Here is a 19,397-nt window from a genome sequence, read left to right on the forward strand (position 1 = left end):
AGACCCGGTCAGCGAAGCTCGAAGGCGCCGCCGGCGACCTCGGCGATGAAGGACGCCCACGCGTCGGCGGTGAAGTGCAGCGCCGGACCCTTCGGGTCCTTGGAGTCACGGACGGCCATACCGGCCTCGGGCACCGCGACCTCGACGCAGTTGCCGTTGCCCGAGTAGGAGGACTTGCGCCAGGCCAGGGCGGTGTCGGCGGAGAGGATGTTCTGGTCCATGAAGGCTCACTCCGGTTTCGCTGGGGGTGCTCTGTTGGGCGATCTGTTACCAGTGTTGCCCCGAAAGCTGTGAATCAGCGATTTCGGGCCCAGGTACTCGCCCAAGAGGGCCCAATCGGGCCGGAGTTGCCGCGCCGTCACCAATCCTGCGCTACCCTGCCCGCCCTCAGCGGGCGAAGTCCTTGGCGATGCGGTCGATCAAGTCCCGTGTCTGGTCCGGATTCAGGGCCTGGGCGCGCAGGTGCTCGTACAGCGTCGAGTAGGTCTTCACGTCCGCCTCCTTCTCCAGGTAGAGGTCGCTGGTGACGCCCTCCAGGTAGACGATGGTGGCGTCGGCCTCGTCCTCGAACTCCAGGATCGAGAAGGTCCCGCTCATCCCCGGATGCGCGCCGACGGAGTACGGCAGCACCTGGACCGTGATGTGCGGCTCCTGGCTCAGCGCGATCAGGTGCTCCAACTGCTCGCGCATCACCTGCGGTCCGCCGACCTCGCGGTGCAGCACCGCCTCGTCCAGCACCGCCCACATCCGCAGCGGCTTGTCCGGGGCGTGCATGACCTCCTGCCGCCGCATGCGGATCTCGGTCCGCTTCTCGTTCTGCGCCGGGGCGGCCTCCGGCTGGATACCGGCGATGACGGCGGCGGCGTACTCGCGGGTCTGCAGCATGCCGGGGACGAACAGCGACTCGTAGTTCCTGGCGGAGACGGCGTCCGCCTCCAGGCCGATGTAGACGCTGTACGGGACGTCGCCGAAGGCGTGCCACCAGCCCCGCTGACGGGACTCCCGGGCCATGGCCATCAGCGCGTCGATCAGCTTCTCGTCCGTCACCGAGTAGACCCGGCAGAGGTCGCGGACGTCCCGCTGGCTGATGCTGCGGCGGCCGTTCTCCAGCCGGCTGATCTTCGACTGCGAGACGAGCAGCTGCTGGGCGACGTCCTCAGCGGTGAGGTGCTGCTCCTCGCGCAGCTCGCGCAGTTTCGCGCCCAGCCTGCGGCGGCGGACGGTCGGATTGATGCTGGCGGACGACAACGGGTCCTCCGGCTCTGCTGGTGGGGTGATGTTCGGTATTCGTTGGTATGCCTTTCGCTCAGCAGGATGCCACTCGGACCCGCCTCCGCGTGGGGCAATCGGCAGGGATGGGGCGGAGCAACCGGAAAGAGCGGGCGCGCGGCCCGGTACGCGCGCGGGGGTGGCTGACCGCGCAGGTGGCCGGGGGCGGAGAGGGCGCACACGACCGACCGCCGTCCGTCCCGCGAGGGTGGTCGCGGGACGGACGGCGGTCGGGTTCGGTGCGAGTCGGCGGGCAGCGGCCGTCAGCGGGCCGCGGCGCGCGCCATGCCGGGCAGGGCGGGGGACCGCCCCGCCGGTCGCGCGGCCGTCCTGGCCGGGGCGGGCGCGCCACCCCGGACCTGCGCGGCGGGTAGGCCGTTCTGCACGTCCATCACGGCGTGCGCGACCATTCCGCCCAGGGGGTCGTACCTGATCAGGTCACGCAGCCGTGACCTGGAGGAACGGCCCTCGTTACCCGGATAGAGATGCTTACCCAGGCCCACGGCGTGGGCGAGGGCGGCCAGCGCGGCCGTCCGGGGGTCCGGGGGGATCCCGGTCCGGATGGCCGTGTCCAGCCGTTCCTTGATGGCGTTGTTCGTGCAGTCGTCCGACGCCTGGTACCGCGTCGTCGGCAGCACTCCGCACACCTGGCCCGGCACCGCCCGCACCATCTCGCACCGCTCCAGGTGCGCGAGGTACGTCTGGCGCAGCCCCAGCCGGGGCCCACCGATCCAGTGCACGGCACGCACCGCACTGCCACGTCTGCGCAGCAGTTCCAGGGCGTGGTCCAGTGTCGGGTCACCGGTCGGCCGTGGATTGACCACGGCGATCCGGTCCCCGTCCGGGACTATGCGTCCGGCCATGGCCAGCTCGACGAGCTGCGCTCCGGCCAGCCCGAGGTCAAGGGTCTGCGGTTGCGCGGTGGTCCCGGTCGTCGGGTCCAGTGCGAGCAACAACAGTTCCTCGGGAATTGTTCTGCGGCTCTTGCCCATCCAAGCCTCCCCGCGTGGATGAAGACAGCGTGACGCCTCTCACACCCTGCTGTCGAGAGTGCCTGGAGAGTGACACGACACCGTGATCTCTGGAACCGCCCGGATGAACCCCACGTCTGGCACTGGAGGGGGCGTCAACACCGAGGAATCGCCGGTGGAGGGCACCGCGTGCCAGGGTTTTCGCGGCCGTGAAGGAAACTGGTGCCGGAGCGTCGATCTCGGGCGCCCACCGGACACGCGAGGAGGTTGGGATACGTGGGCGAGTCCCCCGGCAGGGTGGAACGGAACGGCGACGCGGACGGGGACCAGGAGGTGACGGTCCTCCCGGACACACGGGACGACGCGGATCGCGCGGATCGCGCGGATCACCGCGAGCCGAAGGCCGCCGCGGGCGGCGCCGACGCCTCAGCGGGCCCGGACGAACCGGACGACGCCGCCGAGGACGTCCGCGAGGACGCGCGCGAACCGGAGCTGGCCGGCGTCGGCGCCGCCGCGGCCGCCCGGGACGGCGGATCCCGCACCGCGGAGCGCCCCGCCCCCCGCAACGGCGCTCCGCGCCCCGCCCCCGACCCCCGCAACCACCCCGCCGACCCCGCCCCCAACGGCACCATCGCCCCCCAGCCCACCCCCACCGCCGAAGCCGCCACCGAGGCCCCGGAGAACGCCCCCGCCGCCGACCGCGAAGCCGGTTCCAGCCAAGCCGACGGCAGCGAGAACAACGCCTCGCAGCCCGCCGCCGCCGCGCGCGACGGCGCCGCGCCTACCGGCCCCGCCGAGCGCGAGGCTGATTCCAGCCAAGCCGAGGACGACGACGCCTCCGCAGCCGCCGCGCCCGGCGCCGAGCCGTCCGCTGAGGCCGCTACCGCCGCGCGCGCTGGCTCCGCCGCGAGTGAGGTCGACTCGGGCCAGGTGGGAGACGGTGACGGCACCGCTTCGCAGTCCGCTGCCGCTCCCGAACTCGATGGCGACGCGCGCTCCGCCTCCGTTGAGGCTGATTCCGGCCAGGCCGAGGACAGCGAGGGCACCGCAGCCGCCGCGCCCGGCGCCGAGCCGTCCGCTGAGGCCGGTACCGCCGCGCGCGCCGCCGCTGCCGAGCGTGAGGCTGATTCCGGCCAAGCCGAGGACCGCGAGGGTGCTGCCTCGCAGGCTGCTGGCGCTGGCGAGGCTGGTGCCGCTGACGACTCCCGCGGTGCTTCTGCTGGCGGCCCTGAGGACGGGGCGTCGGTACCGGCTGCGGTGGACCCGCGTACGCCTGCCGGGGCGAATTCCGGCCAGAGTGGGGACACCCGCACCACGGAGCTGCGGACCGGTGCCGAGGCGCCCGCCCGGCCCGCCGCCGACCCGCGTACCCCGGCCGAGCCCGGTGCCGCGCCCGCCGCCGCTGCCGCGCGGAAGGCGACCGGCGACCCGCGTACCCCTGCCGCAGACCAGGCCGCGCCCAGCGCTGCCCCTGCCGCTGACAAGGCCGCGCCCGCTGCTGCCGCCGCAGGCGGGCCGGGGGACGAGGATGCGGCTACGGCGCTGCTACCGTCTGCCGCCGAGAAGCGGACTGCGCTGCTGCCGACGGTCGGTCCCGGGGGGCGTCCGGCTGACGCGCCGACCACCGCCCTGCCGACCGCGACCGCGACCGCAGCGGCGGCGTCGGCGGACCAGGCCACCCGTGCGCTGCGTCGGCAGTCGTCCCAGCCCGCCACGCCCGTGGCCCCCACGCCCGTGGCCCCCGCGCCGGCGGGCCCCGCCGACGGCGGGGAGTCCGTGCCGGAGACCACCTCCGAGGCGCTGGAGATACTGGCCACCCTCAGCAGCCGCCCGATGACCCCGCTGCGCCGCGCGCTCCAGCGCTTCCGGCTGTGGGGCGTGCTGCTGGCCCTGCTGCTGGTGATCCTCGCGGTGGTGCAGCTGCTGCGTCCGCTGCCCGCGCCGCGCCTGCGGCTGACGGCGGCGTCGAGCTACACCTTCGCCGGGGCGACGCCCACCCTCGCCTGGCCGGGCAGCGGGCAGTCCGCCGTGGAGGTCGACGGCCTGGGCATGCTGGGCAACAGCGGCGCGGAGAAGCCGGTGCCGATCGCCAGCGTCACCAAGGTGATGACCGCGCACCTGGTCCTCAAGGACCACCCGCTGACCGTCGGCCAGCAGGGCCCGCTGATCACCGTGGACCAGCAGGCGCAGGACGACTACACCAACGGGACCAAGGACGGCGAGTCCGTCATGAAGGTCACCAAGGGCGAGCGCATCAGCGAGTACCAGGCGCTGCAGATGCTGCTGATCCCCTCGGCCAACAACGTGGCCCGGCTGCTGGGCCGTTGGGACGCGGGCACCGACGCCGCCTTCGTCGTCAAGATGCAGCAGGAGGCCGCCGCGCTGGGCATGAACCAGACCACGTACACGGACCCCAGCGGCCTCCAGGACACCACCAAGAGCACCGCCGACGACCAGCTGAAGCTGGCCAAGGTGGCGATCGAGACGCCGGTGTTCCGGGAGATCGTCAGCACCACCTCGTTCTCGCCGCCGCAGAACCCGCTGACGTACAACACCAACACCCTGATCGGCCAGGACGGCGTCATCGGCGTCAAGACCGGTTCGGACTCGGCGGCGCTGGGCTGCCTGATGTGGGCGGCCCGGACGACCGTCGGCGGCACCACGCAGACGGTCCTCGGCGTGACGCTGGGCCAGCCCGCGCTGAGCGCGTCGTTCGGCATCCTCGACAACGCGATGGCGACCAGCAAGAAGCTGCTGGTGAGCGCGGAGAACGTGCTGCAGTCGCAGATCCTGGTGAGCAAGGGCCAGGTGGTCGGGTACGTGGACGACGGCGAGGGCGGCCACACGCCGCTGGTCGTCTCCAAGGACGTCAACGTCATCGGCTGGGCCGGGACGACCGTCCCGGTGTCGCTGGAGGCCGTGGGCGGCGCCGTGCCGCGCACCGGGAAGGCCGGTCAGGCGGTGGCCTACCTGGTGGTCGGCACGGGCGCCAGCGCCCAGCGGATTCCGGTCACGCTGCGGTCGGCGCTGGCCGAGCCCTCGTACGGGGCCCGGCTGACCCGCGTCTGACCCGTATCTGAACCCGCCTGGCCCGGCGCGGCCCCCGGTGCACGTGGACCGGGGGCCGCGCCGGTGCCGGGGAGGTCACATGTGCACCGGGGCCGCCTCGGCGTCCGCCTGCTCGGGGGCGGCGGCCGGCCTGCCGGAGGGGTAGAGCAGGCCGCACAGGACCATGCCGAACAGGAAGAACCCGGCGGACCACCAGTACGCCGTCGAGTAGCTGTGCAGCTGCGCCTGGGCCAGCACGGCGGGGGTGTGGTGCCTGCCGACGAGGTAGGCGGTGGCGGCGCTGGTGGCCAGGGTGTTCAGCAGCGAGGTGCCGATCGAGCCGCCCACCTGCTGGCTGGTGTTGACGCAGGCGGAGGCCACGCCCGCGTCGCGGGGCTCGACCCGGGCCGTGGCCGTGGACATCGCCGGGGCGAAGATCAGGCCGATGCCGGCGCCGAGCACCAGCAGCGGCGGCAGCACATTGGCCGCGTAGCTGCTGTGCAGGTCGAGCGCGGTCATCCAGGTCATCGCGCCCGCGCCGAGCAGCATGCCCACCGGCACGATCGGTCGTGGACCGATCCTCGGGACGAGGGAGTTCTGCGCGGTGACCGAGGTGATGATCAGCATGCCGATCATCGGCAGGAAGGCCATCCCGGTCATCACCGGGGAGTAGCCCAGCGACTGCTGGAGGTAGTACGTCAGGAACAGGAAGACGCCGAACATGCCCGCGCCGGAGATGAACATCGCCAGGAAGGACGCGGCCCGGAACCGGTTGAGCACCACCCGCGGCGGCAGCAGCGGGTGCGGGGTGCGGCCCTGCCACCAGGCGAAGACGGCGATGAGAATCACACCGGCGAGCAGGAAGCCCCAGGTGGCGACGGTGCTCCAGGGGTGCGACTCGGCGTTGGAGAAGCCGTAGACCAGGCAGAACAGGCCCAGCGAGACGATGACCGTGCCCGGGATGTCCAGCCTCGGCGGGTTGGCGGGCTTGCCCGCGCGCAGCAGCCGGATGCCGCCGGTGAAGGCGATGACCGCCAGGATCAGGTTGACGTACAGGCACCAGCGCCAGTTCAGGTACTCGGTGAGCACGCCGCCCAGCAGCAGGCCGACGGCGCCGCCGGTGCCGGCGATAGCGCCGTAGATGCCGAACGCCTTGGCGCGCTCCTTGCCGTCGCTGAAGGTGGTGGTGAGCAGGGACAGCGCGGCCGGGGCGAGCAGGGCGCCGAAGCAGCCCTGGAGGGCGCGGGCGGAGACCAGCACGGCGAAGTTGGGCGAGGCGCCGCCGATCGCGGAGGCGACCGAGAAACCGATCAGGCCGATGAGGAACACCCGCTTGCGTCCGACGAGGTCGGCGATGCGCCCGCCCAGCAGCAGCAGGCTGCCGAAGGCCAGGGCGTAGGCGGTGACCACCCACTGCCGGTTGGCGTCGGTGAAGCCGAGTTCCCGCTGGGCGGAGGGGAGGGCGATGTTCACGATCGTCGCATCGAGAACGACCATCAGCTGGGCCAGGCCGATCACCACCAACACCCACCATCGGCGGCTGTTGCCGGTGGCCTGGTCGCCGGTGGTGGATTCTGCGGTCGTACGTGCCATGGCCGGATCTCCGATCCGTTCAAATATGGACAAGTACGACACTATGCGGGGTCCGGGGGCCTGGCATCTGGGCCTGGAGATGCCGTCCGCACGTGCTGCATTCAGTGACCGAGGTCACACGGACTTGTAGTTTCAAGCCTCATCTGCCTAGCGTGCATCCTGTTCGCACTTATGCGGAACCAACTCTTCCGAAACGCCGAGTCCTGCCGGCGGAGGCGTTGGCACACGAGTACCGACACCACGGCAGGGGCGGGGGAACCAGGTAAGTCGCCGCGATTCCAGCATCGCGGCTAGGGGTGAAGCCGTGCACGCACGGCCGGGCAACTCCAGCCCGAATCCGACAGCTCACCTCGCAGGCGTGGGAGAGGAAAACTTCACCATGCTGCTGTCCAGCCGCGGCCGCCACCGCGCCGTTCCTGCCCGCCGTACCGCCACCCAGCGCCTGCTCGCCGGCGCCGGAATCGCCAGCGTCGTCGGCATGGCCGTCCCGCTGGCCGGCGCCACCAGCGCCATGGCCGCCCCGTCCTCCTCCGCCAGCGCCGCCAGCACCACCCCCGCGCCCGCCGTGGCCGCCGCGCCCACCTCCGCCGGCACCCCCCGCCGCGCCGCCGCGCCCGCCGGGTACACCGTCGTCGCCGGTGACTGGCTCTCCACCATCGCGCAGAAGCACCACGTCTCGGGGGGCTGGGAGCGTCTGTACGCGCTCAACCGCTCCACGCTGACCCAGGGCCCGGACCTGATCTACCCCGGCGAGCACCTGGTCCTCGACGGCACCGTCGTCGCGTCGCACACCAGCGCCCCGGCCGCCCCCGCGCCCAGCACCCCGGCCAGCACGACCAGCACCTCCGGTTCGGCCACCGGCTCGGGCTCGGGCACCGGCTCCAGCGACGCCAACACCGCCGCCTCGGCCGCCGCCCAGGCCGCCTACAACGCCGCGACCAGCGCCGGTTCCTCGACCGGCTCCTCCGCGTCGTCCAACTCCGGCGCCGGCTCCGGCTCCGCCTCGGGCTCGACCTCCGGCGACTCGGCCACGACCACCGCGCCCAGCTCCAGCAGCGGCATGGCGGCGGCGATCGCCTTCGCTCAGGCGCAGGTCGGCAAGGCGTACGTCTACGGCGCCACCGGCCCCGACGCCTGGGACTGCTCGGGCCTGACCCAGGCCGCGCTGGCCCAGGCCGGGATCTCCATCCCGCGCACCAGCGAGGACCAGGCCGCCGCCGCCACGCCGGTGTCCATGAACGCCCTCCAGCCCGGCGACCTGCTGTTCTGGTCCAGCGACGGCACCGCCGCCGGTGCGTACCACGTCGCCATCTACATCGGCAACGGCTCGTACGTCGAGGCCGCCAACCCCAGCGCGGGCGTCAAGATCGACACGATCAGCGACTACACCCCCACCTTCGCCGGCCGTTTCTGACCCTCGGCACCCAGCGGCGCCAGCCGCCGACAGCACTGCGCCCCACCGGACAACTCCGGTGGGGCGCAGCGTCATTGCCGTCGCGGTACGGCCGGTCAGGCGTCGCGGCGCTTGAGCAGCACGCCGGCGACGGCCAGCAGCACCACGGCGTAGCCGACGAACAGCGCGAAGCCGCCCCACGGCGACATCAACGTCGGGTCTGGGACGACGTTGAGCAGCGCGCCGCCGGCATTGCTGGGCAGGTAGGGCACGATGTGCGGGGCCCAGCTCGAGGGCAGCAGGTTGGAAAGGATCGGGATCACCAGCAGCAGGCCGACCAGGGTGGAGATGGCACCCGCGCCGTTCCGGATCAGCGCGCCGAGGGCCACACCGAGCAGGCCGACGACGGCCAGGTACAGGCCGGTCCCCAAGACGACCCGGGCGACACCGGGTTCGGACAGCGTCACGGATCGGCTGTAGTGCGACAGGATGGCCTGGCCGCTGTAGAACGCGACCAGCGAGGCAATGGTCATCAGCACCAGGACGACCACGGCGTAGACCACGGCCTTGGCCCACAGGACGGGCAGCCGCTTGGGGACGGCCGAAAGGCTGGCCCGGATCATTCCGGTGCTGTACTCGCCGGTGACCATCAGCACGCCGAGGACGCCGATGGCGAGCTGGGCGAAGTGGTACGGGAAGAGGCTCAGTTCGGCGCCGTTGACGATGGGGGCGCCATGGTCGCCCGGACCACCGCCGGAGTGGGCGGCGTTGGCCCAGGTGAGCAGCGGGCCCAGGGCGACCATGAGGAGCACGGCCACCAGCAGCGTGATCGGGGTGGAGCGCAGCGTCCGCAGCTTGATCCACTCGGAGTTGATCACCCGCAGCTGGGTGACCTTCCCCTCCTGGACCCGGGCCGGGGCGGCCTGGGGGAGTTCGGTGGCGGTGGTGCTCATGCGGTGATCCTTCCGGTGCCGGCCGACTCGCCCGAACCGGCGACCGTGGTGCTGGCGTGGTACTCGACGGCGTCCCGGGTGAGTTCCATGAACGCCTCCTCCAGGGAGGCCTGCTGCGGCGCGAGCTCGAACAGGGTGATGCCGTGCTCGGCCGCGATCGTGCCGATGCGGTCGCTCTCCAGGCCGGTGACCTCGAGCGTGCCCGGCTCGGCGCTCTCCACCGCGACATCCGGGCCGACCAGCAGCCCCGCCAGCCGGTCGGCGTGCGGCGAGCGGACCCGCACCACGTTGCGCGAGGCACTGCGGGTGAACTCCTCCACGGAGGTGTCCGCGATGGGCCTGCCGCGCCCGACCACGATCAGGTGCTCGGCGGTCAGCGCCATCTCGCTCATCAGGTGCGAGGAGACGAAGACCGTGCGGCCCTCGGACGCCAGCCCCTTGAGCAGGTTGCGGATCCACAGGATGCCCTCGGGGTCGAGGCCGTTGACCGGCTCGTCCAGCAGCACCGTGGCCGGGTCGCCGAGCAGCGCGGAGGCGATGCCGAGCCGCTGGCCCATGCCGAGCGAGAACCCGCCGGCCCGCTTGCGCGCGACCTCGCGCAGGCCGACCAGGTCGATGACCTCGTCCACCCGGCGGGCGCCGATGCCGGTGGTGGCGGCCAGCGCCAGCAGGTGGTTGCGGGCGCTGCGGCCGGTGTGGATGGCCTTGGCCTCCAGCAGCGCGCCGACCTCGTGCAGCGGCGCGGCATGCTGGTTGTAGGGCTTGCCGTTGACGGTGACGCTGCCCGAGGTGGGCGCGTCCAAGCCCATGATCATGCGCATGGTGGTCGACTTGCCCGCGCCGTTGGGGCCGAGGAAGCCGGTGACGATGCCGGGCTTGATGGTGAACGACAGGTCGTCCACGGCGGTCTTGTCGCCGTACCGCTTGGTCAGGTTGCTGGCTACGATCATCGCGGGAATCCGTTCATGGGATCACCTTGCCCGACCCGGCGACCCGGCGCGTCCCCCTGCCGCATCGGTCCGCCTACTGCGGCCGCAGTACACCCGGGCGCGGGCCTCATCCCGCTGCTGGCGGTACGCGTGCGACCCGGGGCTGATCGGGTCAGCCGGTGCCGGGCCGGACCAGGCCGCACTGGTAGGCGGCGACCACCAGCTGCGCCCGGTCGCGGGCGCCGAGCTTGGCCATGGCCCGGTTCACATGGGTCTTCACCGTCAGCGGGCTGAGGAACAGCCGGACCGCGATCTCGTCGTTGGACAGCCCGAGCGCGACCAGGCCCATGACGTCCCGCTCGCGCGGCGTCAGCACGTCCAGTCGGCCCGGGTCGGCGGCGGCGGGGCGCTCCGGCTGGGAGAGGAAGCGGGTGATCAGGCTGCGGGTGGCGGTGGGGGAGAGCAGTGAGTCTCCGGCCGCCACCGTGCGCACCGCGTCCAGCAGCTCCTCCGGGCGCATGCCCTTGCCGAGGAAGCCGCTGGCCCCGGCGCGCAGCGCCTCGGCGACGTACTCGTCGAACTCGAAGGTGGTCAGGATCAGCACCCGCACCCCGGCCAGCTTCTCGTCCGCGCAGATCAGCCGGGTGGCGGCGAGGCCGTCCAGATCCGGCATGCGGATGTCCATGAGCAGGACGTCCACGCCGGAGCCGGCGGCGAGCGCGGTGGCGAGGTCGACCGCCTCGCGTCCGTTGGCGGCCTCGCCGACGACCTCCATGTCGGGGGTGGAGTCGATCAGCATCCGGAAGGTGCCGCGCAGCAGCGCCTGATCGTCGGCGAGCAGCACGCGTACGGTCGTCATGCCCCGGCCCCCCGCAGCGCGCCGGCGGGCCGGGCGGGCTGGGCGGTGGGGGTGGTGCCGCTCGGGTCGGCCTCGATCGGGGCCGGGGTGTCCGGTGTGTCCGGTGCGTCGAGGGCGTCCGTTGTGTTCGTTGTGTCCGGGGTCTGGAGGCCGCCCGGGCGCAGCGGGAGGTCGGCGGCGACCCGGAAGCCGCCCCAGGGGTCGCGTCCGGCGGTCAGCGTGCCGCCGACGACGGCCGCGCGCTCGCGCATGCCGGTCAGCCCGTGCCCGGTGCCGTGGCCGTGGCCGGGGTAGCTGCGCAGCGGCGCGGTGCGGCCGTCGTCCTCGATCCGGATCGCCAGCCGGTCGGCGTCGAAGTACAGCTGGAGCCGGGCGGTCGGTACGGCGGCGTGCTTGCTCACGTTGGTCAGCGACTCCTGGACGATCCGGTACGCGGTCAGGTCGACGGCGGGCGGCAGCGGCCGTACCCCGCCGACCTGCTCCAGCGTGACGTGCAGCCCGGCCCGGGCGAAGGAGGCGAGCAGCTCGGGCAGCTGGTCCAGGCCGGGCGCGGGCTCCAGCGGCGCGCTCGGGTCCTCGGACTGGCGTAGCAGGCCGACGGTGGCCTTGAGCTCCTGCAGGGCGTCGTGGCTGGAGTCGCGGATGTGCTCCAGGGCCGCGCGCACCGGCGCCGGGATCTCGTCGGCGAGGTGGACGGCCACCCCGGCCTGGGCGTTGATCAGCGCGATGTGGTGGGCGACGACGTCGTGCAGCTCGCGGGCGATCCGGATGCGGTCCTCGGCGACCCGGCGGCGGGCCTCCTCCTCGCGGGTGCGCTCGGCCCGCTCGGCGCGCTCCTTGATCGCGGCGATGTAGGCGCGGCGCGAGCGGACGGCGTCCCCGGCCGCCGCCGCCATGCCGGTCCAGGCGACCACGCTGAGCTTCTGCGGCTCCAGCCACGATCCGGGCGCGAGGACCATCTGCGAGGCCACCAGGACGACGGCGGCGGCGGTCGCGCCCATCCAGGCGGTGCGCCGATCGGTGTGCAGTGCCAGACCGCAGAGGGCGGCCAGCACCGGTGACAGCAGCACCGGCTCCAGGCCGTAGCCGAGCAGCGTGTAGGCGATGGCACAGCCGACGGTGACGGCCACGGTGGCCCGGGGCCGACGGCACTGGGCCGTCAGCACGCCGCAGGCGATGGCCGCGACGACGACGGTGGCGGGGTGGATCGAGCCCAAGGTGGGCAGGGCGTGCCGGGAGGGCCGGGCGGACATCGCCGACGCCGCCACCGACAGCACGAACAGCAGCAGCACGCCGAGGCGGTCGGCCAGGGTGGTTCGCCGGGCGGTCTGCCGCCGCACCGCGTCTACCGCGCCCATGCCCGCGTCCGTGCCTGCCGCTGCTGGGGCGTCTGCTCGGGCGCCTGCGCCTGCGCCGCTCCGATCCCGTCCATCCCGCAACGGTACGGCCCCCGCGCTGCTCCGGACGTCGTCCGGGGACGGTAGCCGGGCTGTACGGCGGCTGCGGTACGCGCGGGGTGGCGCCTCCGCGTCCCCGGACCTGCCGTCCGGGCCCGGCGTCCCGGCGCTGGGGCACGGACAGAAAACATGAGCATGGCTCTTGTTTTGTTACCCACTGGTACCTAGCATCTGAGGCCGATCGACGCAGTGCCACCGCTCCGCACCGCCTGGTCCATCCACCCGGCGGTCCCCCCGCCTCACCAGGAGCCATGCGTGACCAGATCCGTACTAGGGCGGGCCGCCGTGCTCACCGCGGCCGCCCTCATCGGGGCGTTCGGCCTCACCGGGGCCCCGGCCCTCGCCAGCACGCCGACCGTTGCCACCGGCAGCACCGCCACGACGACCAGCGCAGCCGCCCGTACGCCGGCCATCGTCGCGCTGGGCGACAGCGCCATCTCGGGCGAAGGCGCGGGCACCGACACCGACGACGGCTACGTCGCCGGAACCGACGGGCCCACCAACTTCTGCCACCGCAGCACCTCGTCGGAGATCTTCGACACCGGCCTGTCCGGGGTCACCGACGTCGACCTCGCCTGTTCCGGCGCGCAGACCGGCGATCTGGTGAGCGATCCCACCCTGGCCAAGATCACCGGCTCCGGCAGCGGCGACTTCGGCGAGCCCAAGCAGGACGCCGAACTCGCTCAGACCGCCGCCCAGTACCAGGTCAAGATGGTCGTGGTCACCATCGGCGCCAATGACGACTTCGACTTCAGCGGCATCATGGAGAGCTGCCTCGGACAGTACTTCCCGATCCCGCAGTCCGAGGGCTGCCGCGACACCATCGGCAGTGCGACCATCACCGCGCGCGCCAAGGCCGTCATCCCGAAGATCGAGGCCGCGCTCACCGACGTCCGGCAGACCATGCGCACCGCCGGCTACGCCGACGGCTCCTACCAGCTGGTCATGCAGTCCTACTTCACCCCGATCACCCCGGACATCCGCAGCAACAGCTACGCCACCAAGGTCGCCGACGGCTGCCCGGCCTTCCCGGAGGACCTCGCCTGGGGCCACAACTGGGTCGTCCCGCAGCTGGACGACGCCCTGCGGACCGCCGCCGAGGCCGTACCGGGCGTGCGCTTCCTCGACCAGCGCCGGGTCAGCTACGGCCACGAGGTCTGCGCCGAGATGACCACCTCGCCGTACGAGTACACCAACGGCGACGTGATCGACACCAGCGAGCTCACCCGCAACGGCTGCGACTACTCCATCGGCATCCTCGGCCTGTGCGAGGACGAGATCCGGCAGTCGTACCACCTGCGCGTCGCCGGCTACAAGGGCGAGGGCGCCTGCCTCGGCGAGTTCTACGCCGCCCCCTCCCAGCAGGAGGCGTACTGCACCCTGGACCAGGGCGACGGCACGACCATCGAGCCGCTGACGGCCGGCCAGCCGTTCAACGACGCCCCGCAGGACGGCGCCTGGTTCCAGCTCACCAACCACGCCACCGGGCAGGTCCTCGACTTCTCCGGCGGCGGCAGCTACGGCGACAGCACCAACGGCCGCCAGGCGATCACCTATCCGGCGGACGGCGGGCTGAACCAGTCGTTCGTCTTCGAGGCCAAGCCGGGCGGCAGCTACGAGCTGGACTTCAGCGGCAACCGCGACATGTGCCTGGACGCCACCGGCGCCTCCACCGCCGCCGGAACCGCGCTGGAGCAGTGGGGCTGCAACGGCGGCGGCAACCAGCACTGGGTGCTGGAGCCCGCGGGCAACGGCCTCTACAAGGTCGCCGACTCGCAGAACACGGGCATGGTCGCCACCCTCGGCACCAGCGCCGTCACCGACTCCAGCGGCAACCCGGTCACCACCCTGCAAGCGGACACCGGCGCCCCCGGCCAACTGTGGCAGCTCACCCTCCTGGGCATCGTCTACCTCGGCTGACCCCGGCTGAGCCGAGTCCGTCCTGATCCGGGGCGTGCGGCGCGCGAACTCCCTCCGCGCGCCGTACGTCTCGCGCCATTTTGCCATTCCTTTACAACCGGGTCCGCCGCTGCGTCGTCTCTCCGCACGATCTGAACAACGGTCAGCCCACGCCCCCAGCGGGTCGGGCCGACCCGACGAGAGAGAGCTACCCATGCGCACAACCACCCTCGCCGCCGGGGCCCTGGCCTGCACCGCTGTGGTGCTCGGCGCCGCCCCGGCCATGGCCGCCGCCCCCGCGTCCGCCTCCTCCGCCGCGAAGACGCCCGCGTGCGCGACCTCGCAGCTGACGGCGTCCCTCGGCGGCAGCGACGCGGGCGCGGGCAACCTGTACCGCTACCTGCTGCTGACCAACCACAGCGGCACCACCTGCGACGTCGCCGGATTCCCCGGCCTGTCCCTGCTGGACTCCCACGGCAAGGAGATCGGCGCCCCCGCCGTCTTCGACCACAACATCTCCTACACGGCGGTCGCCGTCCGCCCCGGACAGACCGTCAGCGACACCATCCACACCCTCAACTCCGGCGCCACCCCGTGCCAGGGCACCTCCACCAGCCTGCGCATCTACCCGCCGGCCAACAAGGCCGCGCTGGTCATCCCCGGCAAGGTCATGCTCTGCGGCAACCAGCTCAGCGTCAGCCCCTTCGCGGCGGGCACCACCGGCAACCCGTCCAACAGCGGCACCACCGTCACCCCCATCAGCGCGGCCTCGGGATCGCCGACCCCCGCCCCGAGCAGCGGTGGCGGAGCCGGGAGCGGGACCGGGGCGTCCGCCGCCCCGGCCACGCCCACGCCCAGCAGTGCCGGCAGCGGGACGGGCGCGGCCCCGGCCTCCTCCGCCTCCCCCGCCTCGGGCCAGGTCGGCGTCGTGCCGTCGGGCGCGCCCGACACCGGCGTGCCGCCGATCGGCGGGTCCAGCAACGAGACCGGCCTGATCGCCGGTGCCTGCGCGATCGGCGCGGCGCTCCTCGGCGGCGCCGGCTTCATGCTGCGCCGCAGGTCGCAGGCGCGGGGCTGACTGTTGCGGCCGAGCAGGAGCAGGAGTGAGCCGGACCGCCCCGGCGGCGGTGTCCGTTCCGCGGGCGATCCGACGGCCGACGGCCTGACGTCCGGCAGTCCGACGCGTCGGGGTTCGGGTTCGCGTTCGGGCCCGGGGCCGGGTTTGGGCCCGGGCCCGGATCGGGGCCGGGGTGCGGGTCGGCGCGGGCGTCGGTCGGCGGCTGCTGGCGCGCTGCTGGCGGTGGTCCTCGCGGTGGCGCAGCTCTCCGGCTGCGCCTCCGGGAGCTCCGGCGCCGGTGCCCCCGTCGGCGCCCCGGCCCAGGCCGTCGCACCGCCTGCGGGCCCGCCCTCGGGTGCGCCCGCGCCCAAACCGCTGGCGCGGTCCGTTCCGGTACGGCTGGAGATCCCCGCGATCGGCGTGGACTCGCCCGTCATCCCGGTCGGGCTGGCTGCGGACGGGACGGTCGGCGTGCCGCCGATCGAGCGGAACGCCCCCGCGGGCTGGTACCAGAACTCGCCCACACCCGGGCAGCTCGGGCCCTCCGTGATCCTCGGCCATGTGACGGTCGGCCAGTACGGCGACGGCGTCTTCCTGCACCTCGCCCGGCTGGTCGCGGGCGACCGCGTGGTCCTGGTGCTCCAGGACGGTACGTCGGCGGTGTTCACCGTGGACTCGGTCCAGACCGTCTCCAAGGCGCACTTCCCGACGCAGTCGGTCTACGGCAACGTCGACCGCCCCGAGCTGCGGCTGATCACCTGCGCGGGCCCGCGCGGGGCCGACGGTCGCGGCTACCCGGACAACACCATCGTCTACGCAGGCCTGGCCTCGGCGAGTTGAAGTCGTACAGGCACTCGGGCGTCGCAACCGAGAACCAGCCGGAACCGTCTCGTCCAGTGAGACCCGCCGAACCGGCGGCGGACCCCTTACAGACGAGGAGCACGGTGCCCCGGTCGATCCGGTCCGACGAGAGGGAGGCGTCCGAGCTGTTCGCCGCCCTCTACCCGAGGCTGGCCGGCTGGTGCCGCCGCCTGGTCGACGACGACGGCACGGCCCACGAGGTCGCCTCCGAGGCGTTCACCCGGCTGTGGGCGCGCTGGACCAAGGTCGAGGAGCCGCGCGGATTCCTGTACGTCACCGCGGCCAACCTGGTCCGCGACCACTGGCGCAAAATGGAGCGCGAACGGCGGGCCGTGCGGCGCGCCACCACGGAGGAACTCGTGAACGACCGGCAGCGCACGGACGCGGGCGACCCGTCCGTGCGCCTGCTGGTGCAGTCACTGCCTCCGCGGCTGCGCACGCCCGTCCTGCTGTACTACTACGCTGACCTGCCCGTGCGCGAGGTGTCCGCGCTGATGGGGCGGAACGAGGGAACGGTGAAGGCCGATCTGCACGCAGCCAGGGAACTGCTGCGCGCCAAGCTGGGAGAGTCGGCATGACCGCACACCCCGACAACCCGCCCCCCGACGACCCCACCCCCGCCCCACACCAGCCCGCAGGCGGCCCCGCCCCCGACCCCGGCGCGCCCGCCGCCCCCGGCGTCCCGGCTGACCCCTCCGCCCCCGCTTACCTCGCCGCGCCCGGCACCCCCGGCCTCCCGGCTGACCCGGCTGCGCCCGGCGCGCTGGGTGTGCCTGCCGCCCCCGCCGCCCCCGGGCCGACCGGCACCCCCGTGGCGCCCGGCACCTCTGGGGCCCCCGGTAACCCCGGCGCCCCCGCCAAACCCGCCCTCCCAGCCGTCCCGGGCACCCCCGCCGCGCCCGGCTCGACCGGCCTCCCGGCCGATCCGTACGACCTCGGCGGGTGGACGCCCGGGCTGGATCCGGTCGCGCCGCTGCTCGGGGCACCCGTCGAGCCGCTGCCCGTGCCGGCTGGCTCGTTCGAGCGCATCCGGCGTCGTGCCACGCGTCGCAGACGGGTCCGCGCCGCCGTCGGCGGGGGAGCCGTCGCCGCTGTCGTCGCCGGATCGCTGTACCTCCTCGGCGTCCCCAGCCACCTCTGGGACGCCGCACCGCCCGTCACCGCCACCGGCGGCACCCCGCCCGCGCTGGTGCCGCACAGCACCTCCGCCACCCCCACCCCGCCCGCCGTCCAGCACACACCGGCCGCCACCCAGCAGCCGAGCACGTTCAACACGCCGACCCCGTCCCCGGACGCGGCTCCGGCGAACCCCTCGGAAGGCTCCGGCGCGGCCCCCGCCAGCGTCCCCTCCACCTCGGCCTCGGCCGTTTCCGGCACCGGGGCCGACGGCCCCCTGTGCGCCAGCTCGCAGCTGACAGCGTCCCTCGGCGGCAGCGACGCGGGCGCGGGCAACCTGTACCGGTACCTGCTGCTCACCAACAACGGCAGCACGAGCTGTTTGGTGAGCGGATTCCCCGGCCTGTCGCTGCTGGACGCCCAGGGCGGCGTGCTCGGCGCGCCCGCGACCTTCGACCACACCTACACGTACGCACCGGTGGAGCTCGCGCCGGGACAGACGGCCAGCGACACCATCCACACCCTCAACGCCGGAGCCACCACCTGTCAGGGCACCTCCACCAGCCTGCGCATCTACCCGCCGGGCAACAAGGCCGCACTGGTCATCCCGGGCGCGGTCATGCTCTGCGGCAACCTCCTGACCGTCACGCCCTTCACCTCAGGCACCACCGGCAACCCGCCCTCCTGACCCACCGGCCCGTCGCCACCCGTGAGCCCTCCTGACCCCGTCCGCCTGCCGCCTACTGCCGCCCGCGTGCCGCCGCCGTCCGGGCCATCCATCACCCGACCCACCCCACCTGCCTGGACCCTGTGCCGCGCCAATCCCTCGGCCGTCCAGCCCCGCCGTCCGTCCGCGCCTCCGTCCCCGGGCCGCCCGCCGCCCTGACGGCGCGTCGTCCCGCACCACCCCCCAGGGCCACGACCCCCGCGCGGCACGCGCCCGCCCCCAACTGGCCGAAGGCGACCGTCCACCGCGCGCGCCCGGGGCCGACCGCTCCTAGGGTCGAGGACATGCGCATCGTCATCGCGGGTGGACACGGTCAGATCGCCCTGCTGCTGGAGAGGATCCTCGCCGAGCGCGGGGACACCCCCGTCGGCCTGATCCGCAGCGCCGAGCAGGCCGACGACCTGCACGCCTGCGGAGCCGAATCGCTCCTGTGCGACCTGGAGTCGGTCGGCGTCGACCAGTTGGCGGCGCAGTTGGCCGGCGCGGATGCTGCGGTCTTCGCAGCCGGGGCCGGAGGCCGGGGCGGGGCCGGACGCACCCAGGCCGTGGACCAGGGCGGCGCGGTGCTGTTCGCCGAGGCCGCCGAACGGGCGGGGATCCGGCGGCTCGTCCAGCTCTCCTCCATGGGCGCCGACCGCGAGCCGTCGCCCGACACCGACCCGGGCTTCGCCTCCTACCTGCGCGCCAAGGCTGCCGCCGACGAGGACCTGGCCACCCGCACCCACATGGACTGGACGATCCTTCGCCCGGGCCACCTGACGGATGCCCCCGGCACCGGCCTCGTCACCCTGGCCCCGCACACCGGCGTGGGCTCGGTCCCGAGGCAGGACGTCGCCGCCGTCATCGCCCACCTGCTGCAGACCCCGGCCACCGCCGGTCTCGCCCTGGAACTCATCAGCGGCGACACCCCCGTAGAAGCAGCCGTCCACTCCGCCACCCCCTGAGACCCACCCGTCCCCGCCCCCGCACCGAACCCCACGGCAGCCGCCCAGCCCAGCCGCCCAGCGCCCCCTCGCCCCCCGAACGGGCCGACCCCGCCGAGCCGCCGCCGCGTTCCCGCACACCCCACAGCGGCTGCGGGCTGTCCGTCGTGCCCACACAAGATCAGCCGAACCTGCACACGGACCCAGCCCCGGACCGGGTACGCTGTTCCTCGGCCGCCTCACAGCAGCCAACCGCCCGCCTCAGTAGCTCAGGGGATAGAGCACGGCTCTCCTAAAGCCGGTGTCGCAGGTTCGAATCCTGCCTGGGGCACAAGGCAGGGC

The 19,397-nt window shown here is 73.4% G+C and carries 16 protein-coding genes, 1 tRNA gene and 1 riboswitch; of the genes, 9 read left to right on the plus strand and 8 right to left on the minus strand.

Going from position 1 to position 19,397, the window contains the following annotated elements:
- Positions 1 to 8: 8 nt before the first annotated feature.
- The 3 genes from GXW83_RS03860 to GXW83_RS03870 all read right to left on the minus strand — a co-directional run bounded on the left by GXW83_RS03860 (position 9) and on the right by GXW83_RS03870 (position 2,261).
- Positions 9 to 221 carry a DUF397 domain-containing protein gene (locus tag GXW83_RS03860; protein ID WP_182441497.1) on the minus strand — a complete coding sequence of 71 codons (213 nt, stop codon included), beginning with the start codon at positions 219 to 221 and terminating at the stop codon, positions 9 to 11.
- Positions 222 to 387: 166 nt separating this feature from the next.
- A complete protein-coding gene (locus GXW83_RS03865) occupies positions 388 to 1,248 on the minus strand; it encodes a helix-turn-helix transcriptional regulator (protein ID WP_182441498.1) in 861 nt (286 codons plus the stop codon).
- 284 nt (positions 1,249 to 1,532) lie between these two features.
- Complete coding sequence (locus GXW83_RS03870; RefSeq protein WP_182441499.1) at positions 1,533 to 2,261, minus strand: GPP34 family phosphoprotein; 729 nt, start codon at positions 2,259 to 2,261, stop codon at positions 1,533 to 1,535.
- 255 nt (positions 2,262 to 2,516) lie between these two features.
- Between GXW83_RS03870 and GXW83_RS34775 the strand changes: the two genes are divergently transcribed.
- Complete coding sequence (locus GXW83_RS34775; RefSeq protein ID WP_182441500.1) at positions 2,517 to 5,309, plus strand: hypothetical protein; 2,793 nt, start codon at positions 2,517 to 2,519, stop codon at positions 5,307 to 5,309.
- A 75-nt stretch (positions 5,310 to 5,384) separates the two neighbouring features.
- Here GXW83_RS34775 and GXW83_RS03880 read toward each other — a convergent pair whose 3' ends face one another.
- On the minus strand, positions 5,385 to 6,881 hold the full coding sequence (locus GXW83_RS03880) for an MFS transporter (protein WP_182441501.1): 1,497 nt from the start codon (positions 6,879 to 6,881) through the stop codon (positions 5,385 to 5,387).
- Positions 6,882 to 7,065: 184 nt separating this feature from the next.
- A riboswitch (cyclic di-AMP (ydaO/yuaA leader) is annotated at positions 7,066 to 7,255 on the plus strand.
- Here GXW83_RS03880 and GXW83_RS35035 point away from each other — a divergent pair.
- A complete protein-coding gene (locus GXW83_RS35035) occupies positions 7,240 to 8,295 on the plus strand; it encodes a LysM peptidoglycan-binding domain-containing C40 family peptidase (protein ID WP_182441502.1) in 1,056 nt (351 codons plus the stop codon). Its footprint overlaps the riboswitch before it by 16 nt.
- A gap of 95 nt (positions 8,296 to 8,390) precedes the next feature.
- On the opposite strand, the gene GXW83_RS03890 is transcribed toward GXW83_RS35035, so the two are convergent.
- The 4 genes from GXW83_RS03890 to GXW83_RS03905 all read right to left on the minus strand — a co-directional run bounded on the left by GXW83_RS03890 (position 8,391) and on the right by GXW83_RS03905 (position 12,373).
- Entirely contained in the window at positions 8,391 to 9,227 is an 837-nt protein-coding gene (locus tag GXW83_RS03890; RefSeq protein ID WP_182441503.1) for an ABC transporter permease, read from the minus strand.
- Complete coding sequence (locus tag GXW83_RS03895) at positions 9,224 to 10,177, minus strand: ATP-binding cassette domain-containing protein (protein WP_182441504.1); 954 nt, start codon at positions 10,175 to 10,177, stop codon at positions 9,224 to 9,226. Before GXW83_RS03895 ends, GXW83_RS03890 begins: the two co-directional genes overlap by 4 nt.
- Before the next feature lie 151 nt (positions 10,178 to 10,328).
- Positions 10,329 to 11,015, minus strand: a complete 687-nt coding sequence (locus GXW83_RS03900; protein ID WP_182441505.1) for a response regulator transcription factor — start codon at positions 11,013 to 11,015, stop codon at positions 10,329 to 10,331.
- Positions 11,012 to 12,373 (minus strand): sensor histidine kinase, encoded by a 1,362-nt coding sequence (locus GXW83_RS03905; RefSeq protein WP_182441506.1) that lies wholly within the window; start codon positions 12,371 to 12,373, stop codon positions 11,012 to 11,014. The genes GXW83_RS03900 and GXW83_RS03905 overlap by 4 nt, the downstream gene beginning before the upstream one ends.
- 354 nt (positions 12,374 to 12,727) lie before the next feature.
- On the opposite strand from GXW83_RS03905, the gene GXW83_RS03910 reads away from it, so the two are divergent.
- The 7 genes from GXW83_RS03910 (at position 12,728) to GXW83_RS03940 (ending at position 19,386) form a co-directional block, all read left to right on the plus strand.
- A complete protein-coding gene (locus tag GXW83_RS03910; protein WP_182441507.1) occupies positions 12,728 to 14,392 on the plus strand; it encodes an RICIN domain-containing protein in 1,665 nt (554 codons plus the stop codon).
- A gap of 193 nt (positions 14,393 to 14,585) precedes the next feature.
- The gene (locus tag GXW83_RS03915; RefSeq protein WP_182441508.1) at positions 14,586 to 15,449 is read left to right on the plus strand and encodes a DUF4232 domain-containing protein; all 864 of its coding nucleotides are present in this window, start codon (positions 14,586 to 14,588) and stop codon (positions 15,447 to 15,449) included.
- Between the two features lie 222 nt (positions 15,450 to 15,671).
- Positions 15,672 to 16,268, plus strand: coding sequence for a class F sortase (locus GXW83_RS03920; RefSeq protein ID WP_225446738.1), 597 nt, complete (start codon positions 15,672 to 15,674; stop codon positions 16,266 to 16,268).
- A 104-nt stretch (positions 16,269 to 16,372) separates the two neighbouring features.
- Entirely contained in the window at positions 16,373 to 16,867 is a 495-nt protein-coding gene (locus tag GXW83_RS03925; RefSeq protein WP_225446739.1) for an RNA polymerase sigma factor, read from the plus strand.
- Positions 16,864 to 18,093: a DUF4232 domain-containing protein gene (locus tag GXW83_RS34780; protein ID WP_182441509.1), complete on the plus strand. Its 1,230-nt coding sequence runs from the start codon at positions 16,864 to 16,866 to the stop codon at positions 18,091 to 18,093. Before GXW83_RS03925 ends, GXW83_RS34780 begins: the two co-directional genes overlap by 4 nt.
- Positions 18,094 to 18,416: 323 nt before the next feature.
- Complete coding sequence (locus GXW83_RS03935; protein ID WP_182441510.1) at positions 18,417 to 19,076, plus strand: NAD(P)H-binding protein; 660 nt, start codon at positions 18,417 to 18,419, stop codon at positions 19,074 to 19,076.
- A 237-nt stretch (positions 19,077 to 19,313) separates the two neighbouring features.
- A tRNA-Arg gene (locus GXW83_RS03940) sits at positions 19,314 to 19,386 on the plus strand.
- The last annotated feature ends 11 nt before the right edge of the window (positions 19,387 to 19,397 follow it).

The organism is Streptacidiphilus sp. PB12-B1b, assembly GCF_014084125.1.
Classification (GTDB): domain Bacteria; phylum Actinomycetota; class Actinomycetes; order Streptomycetales; family Streptomycetaceae; genus Streptacidiphilus.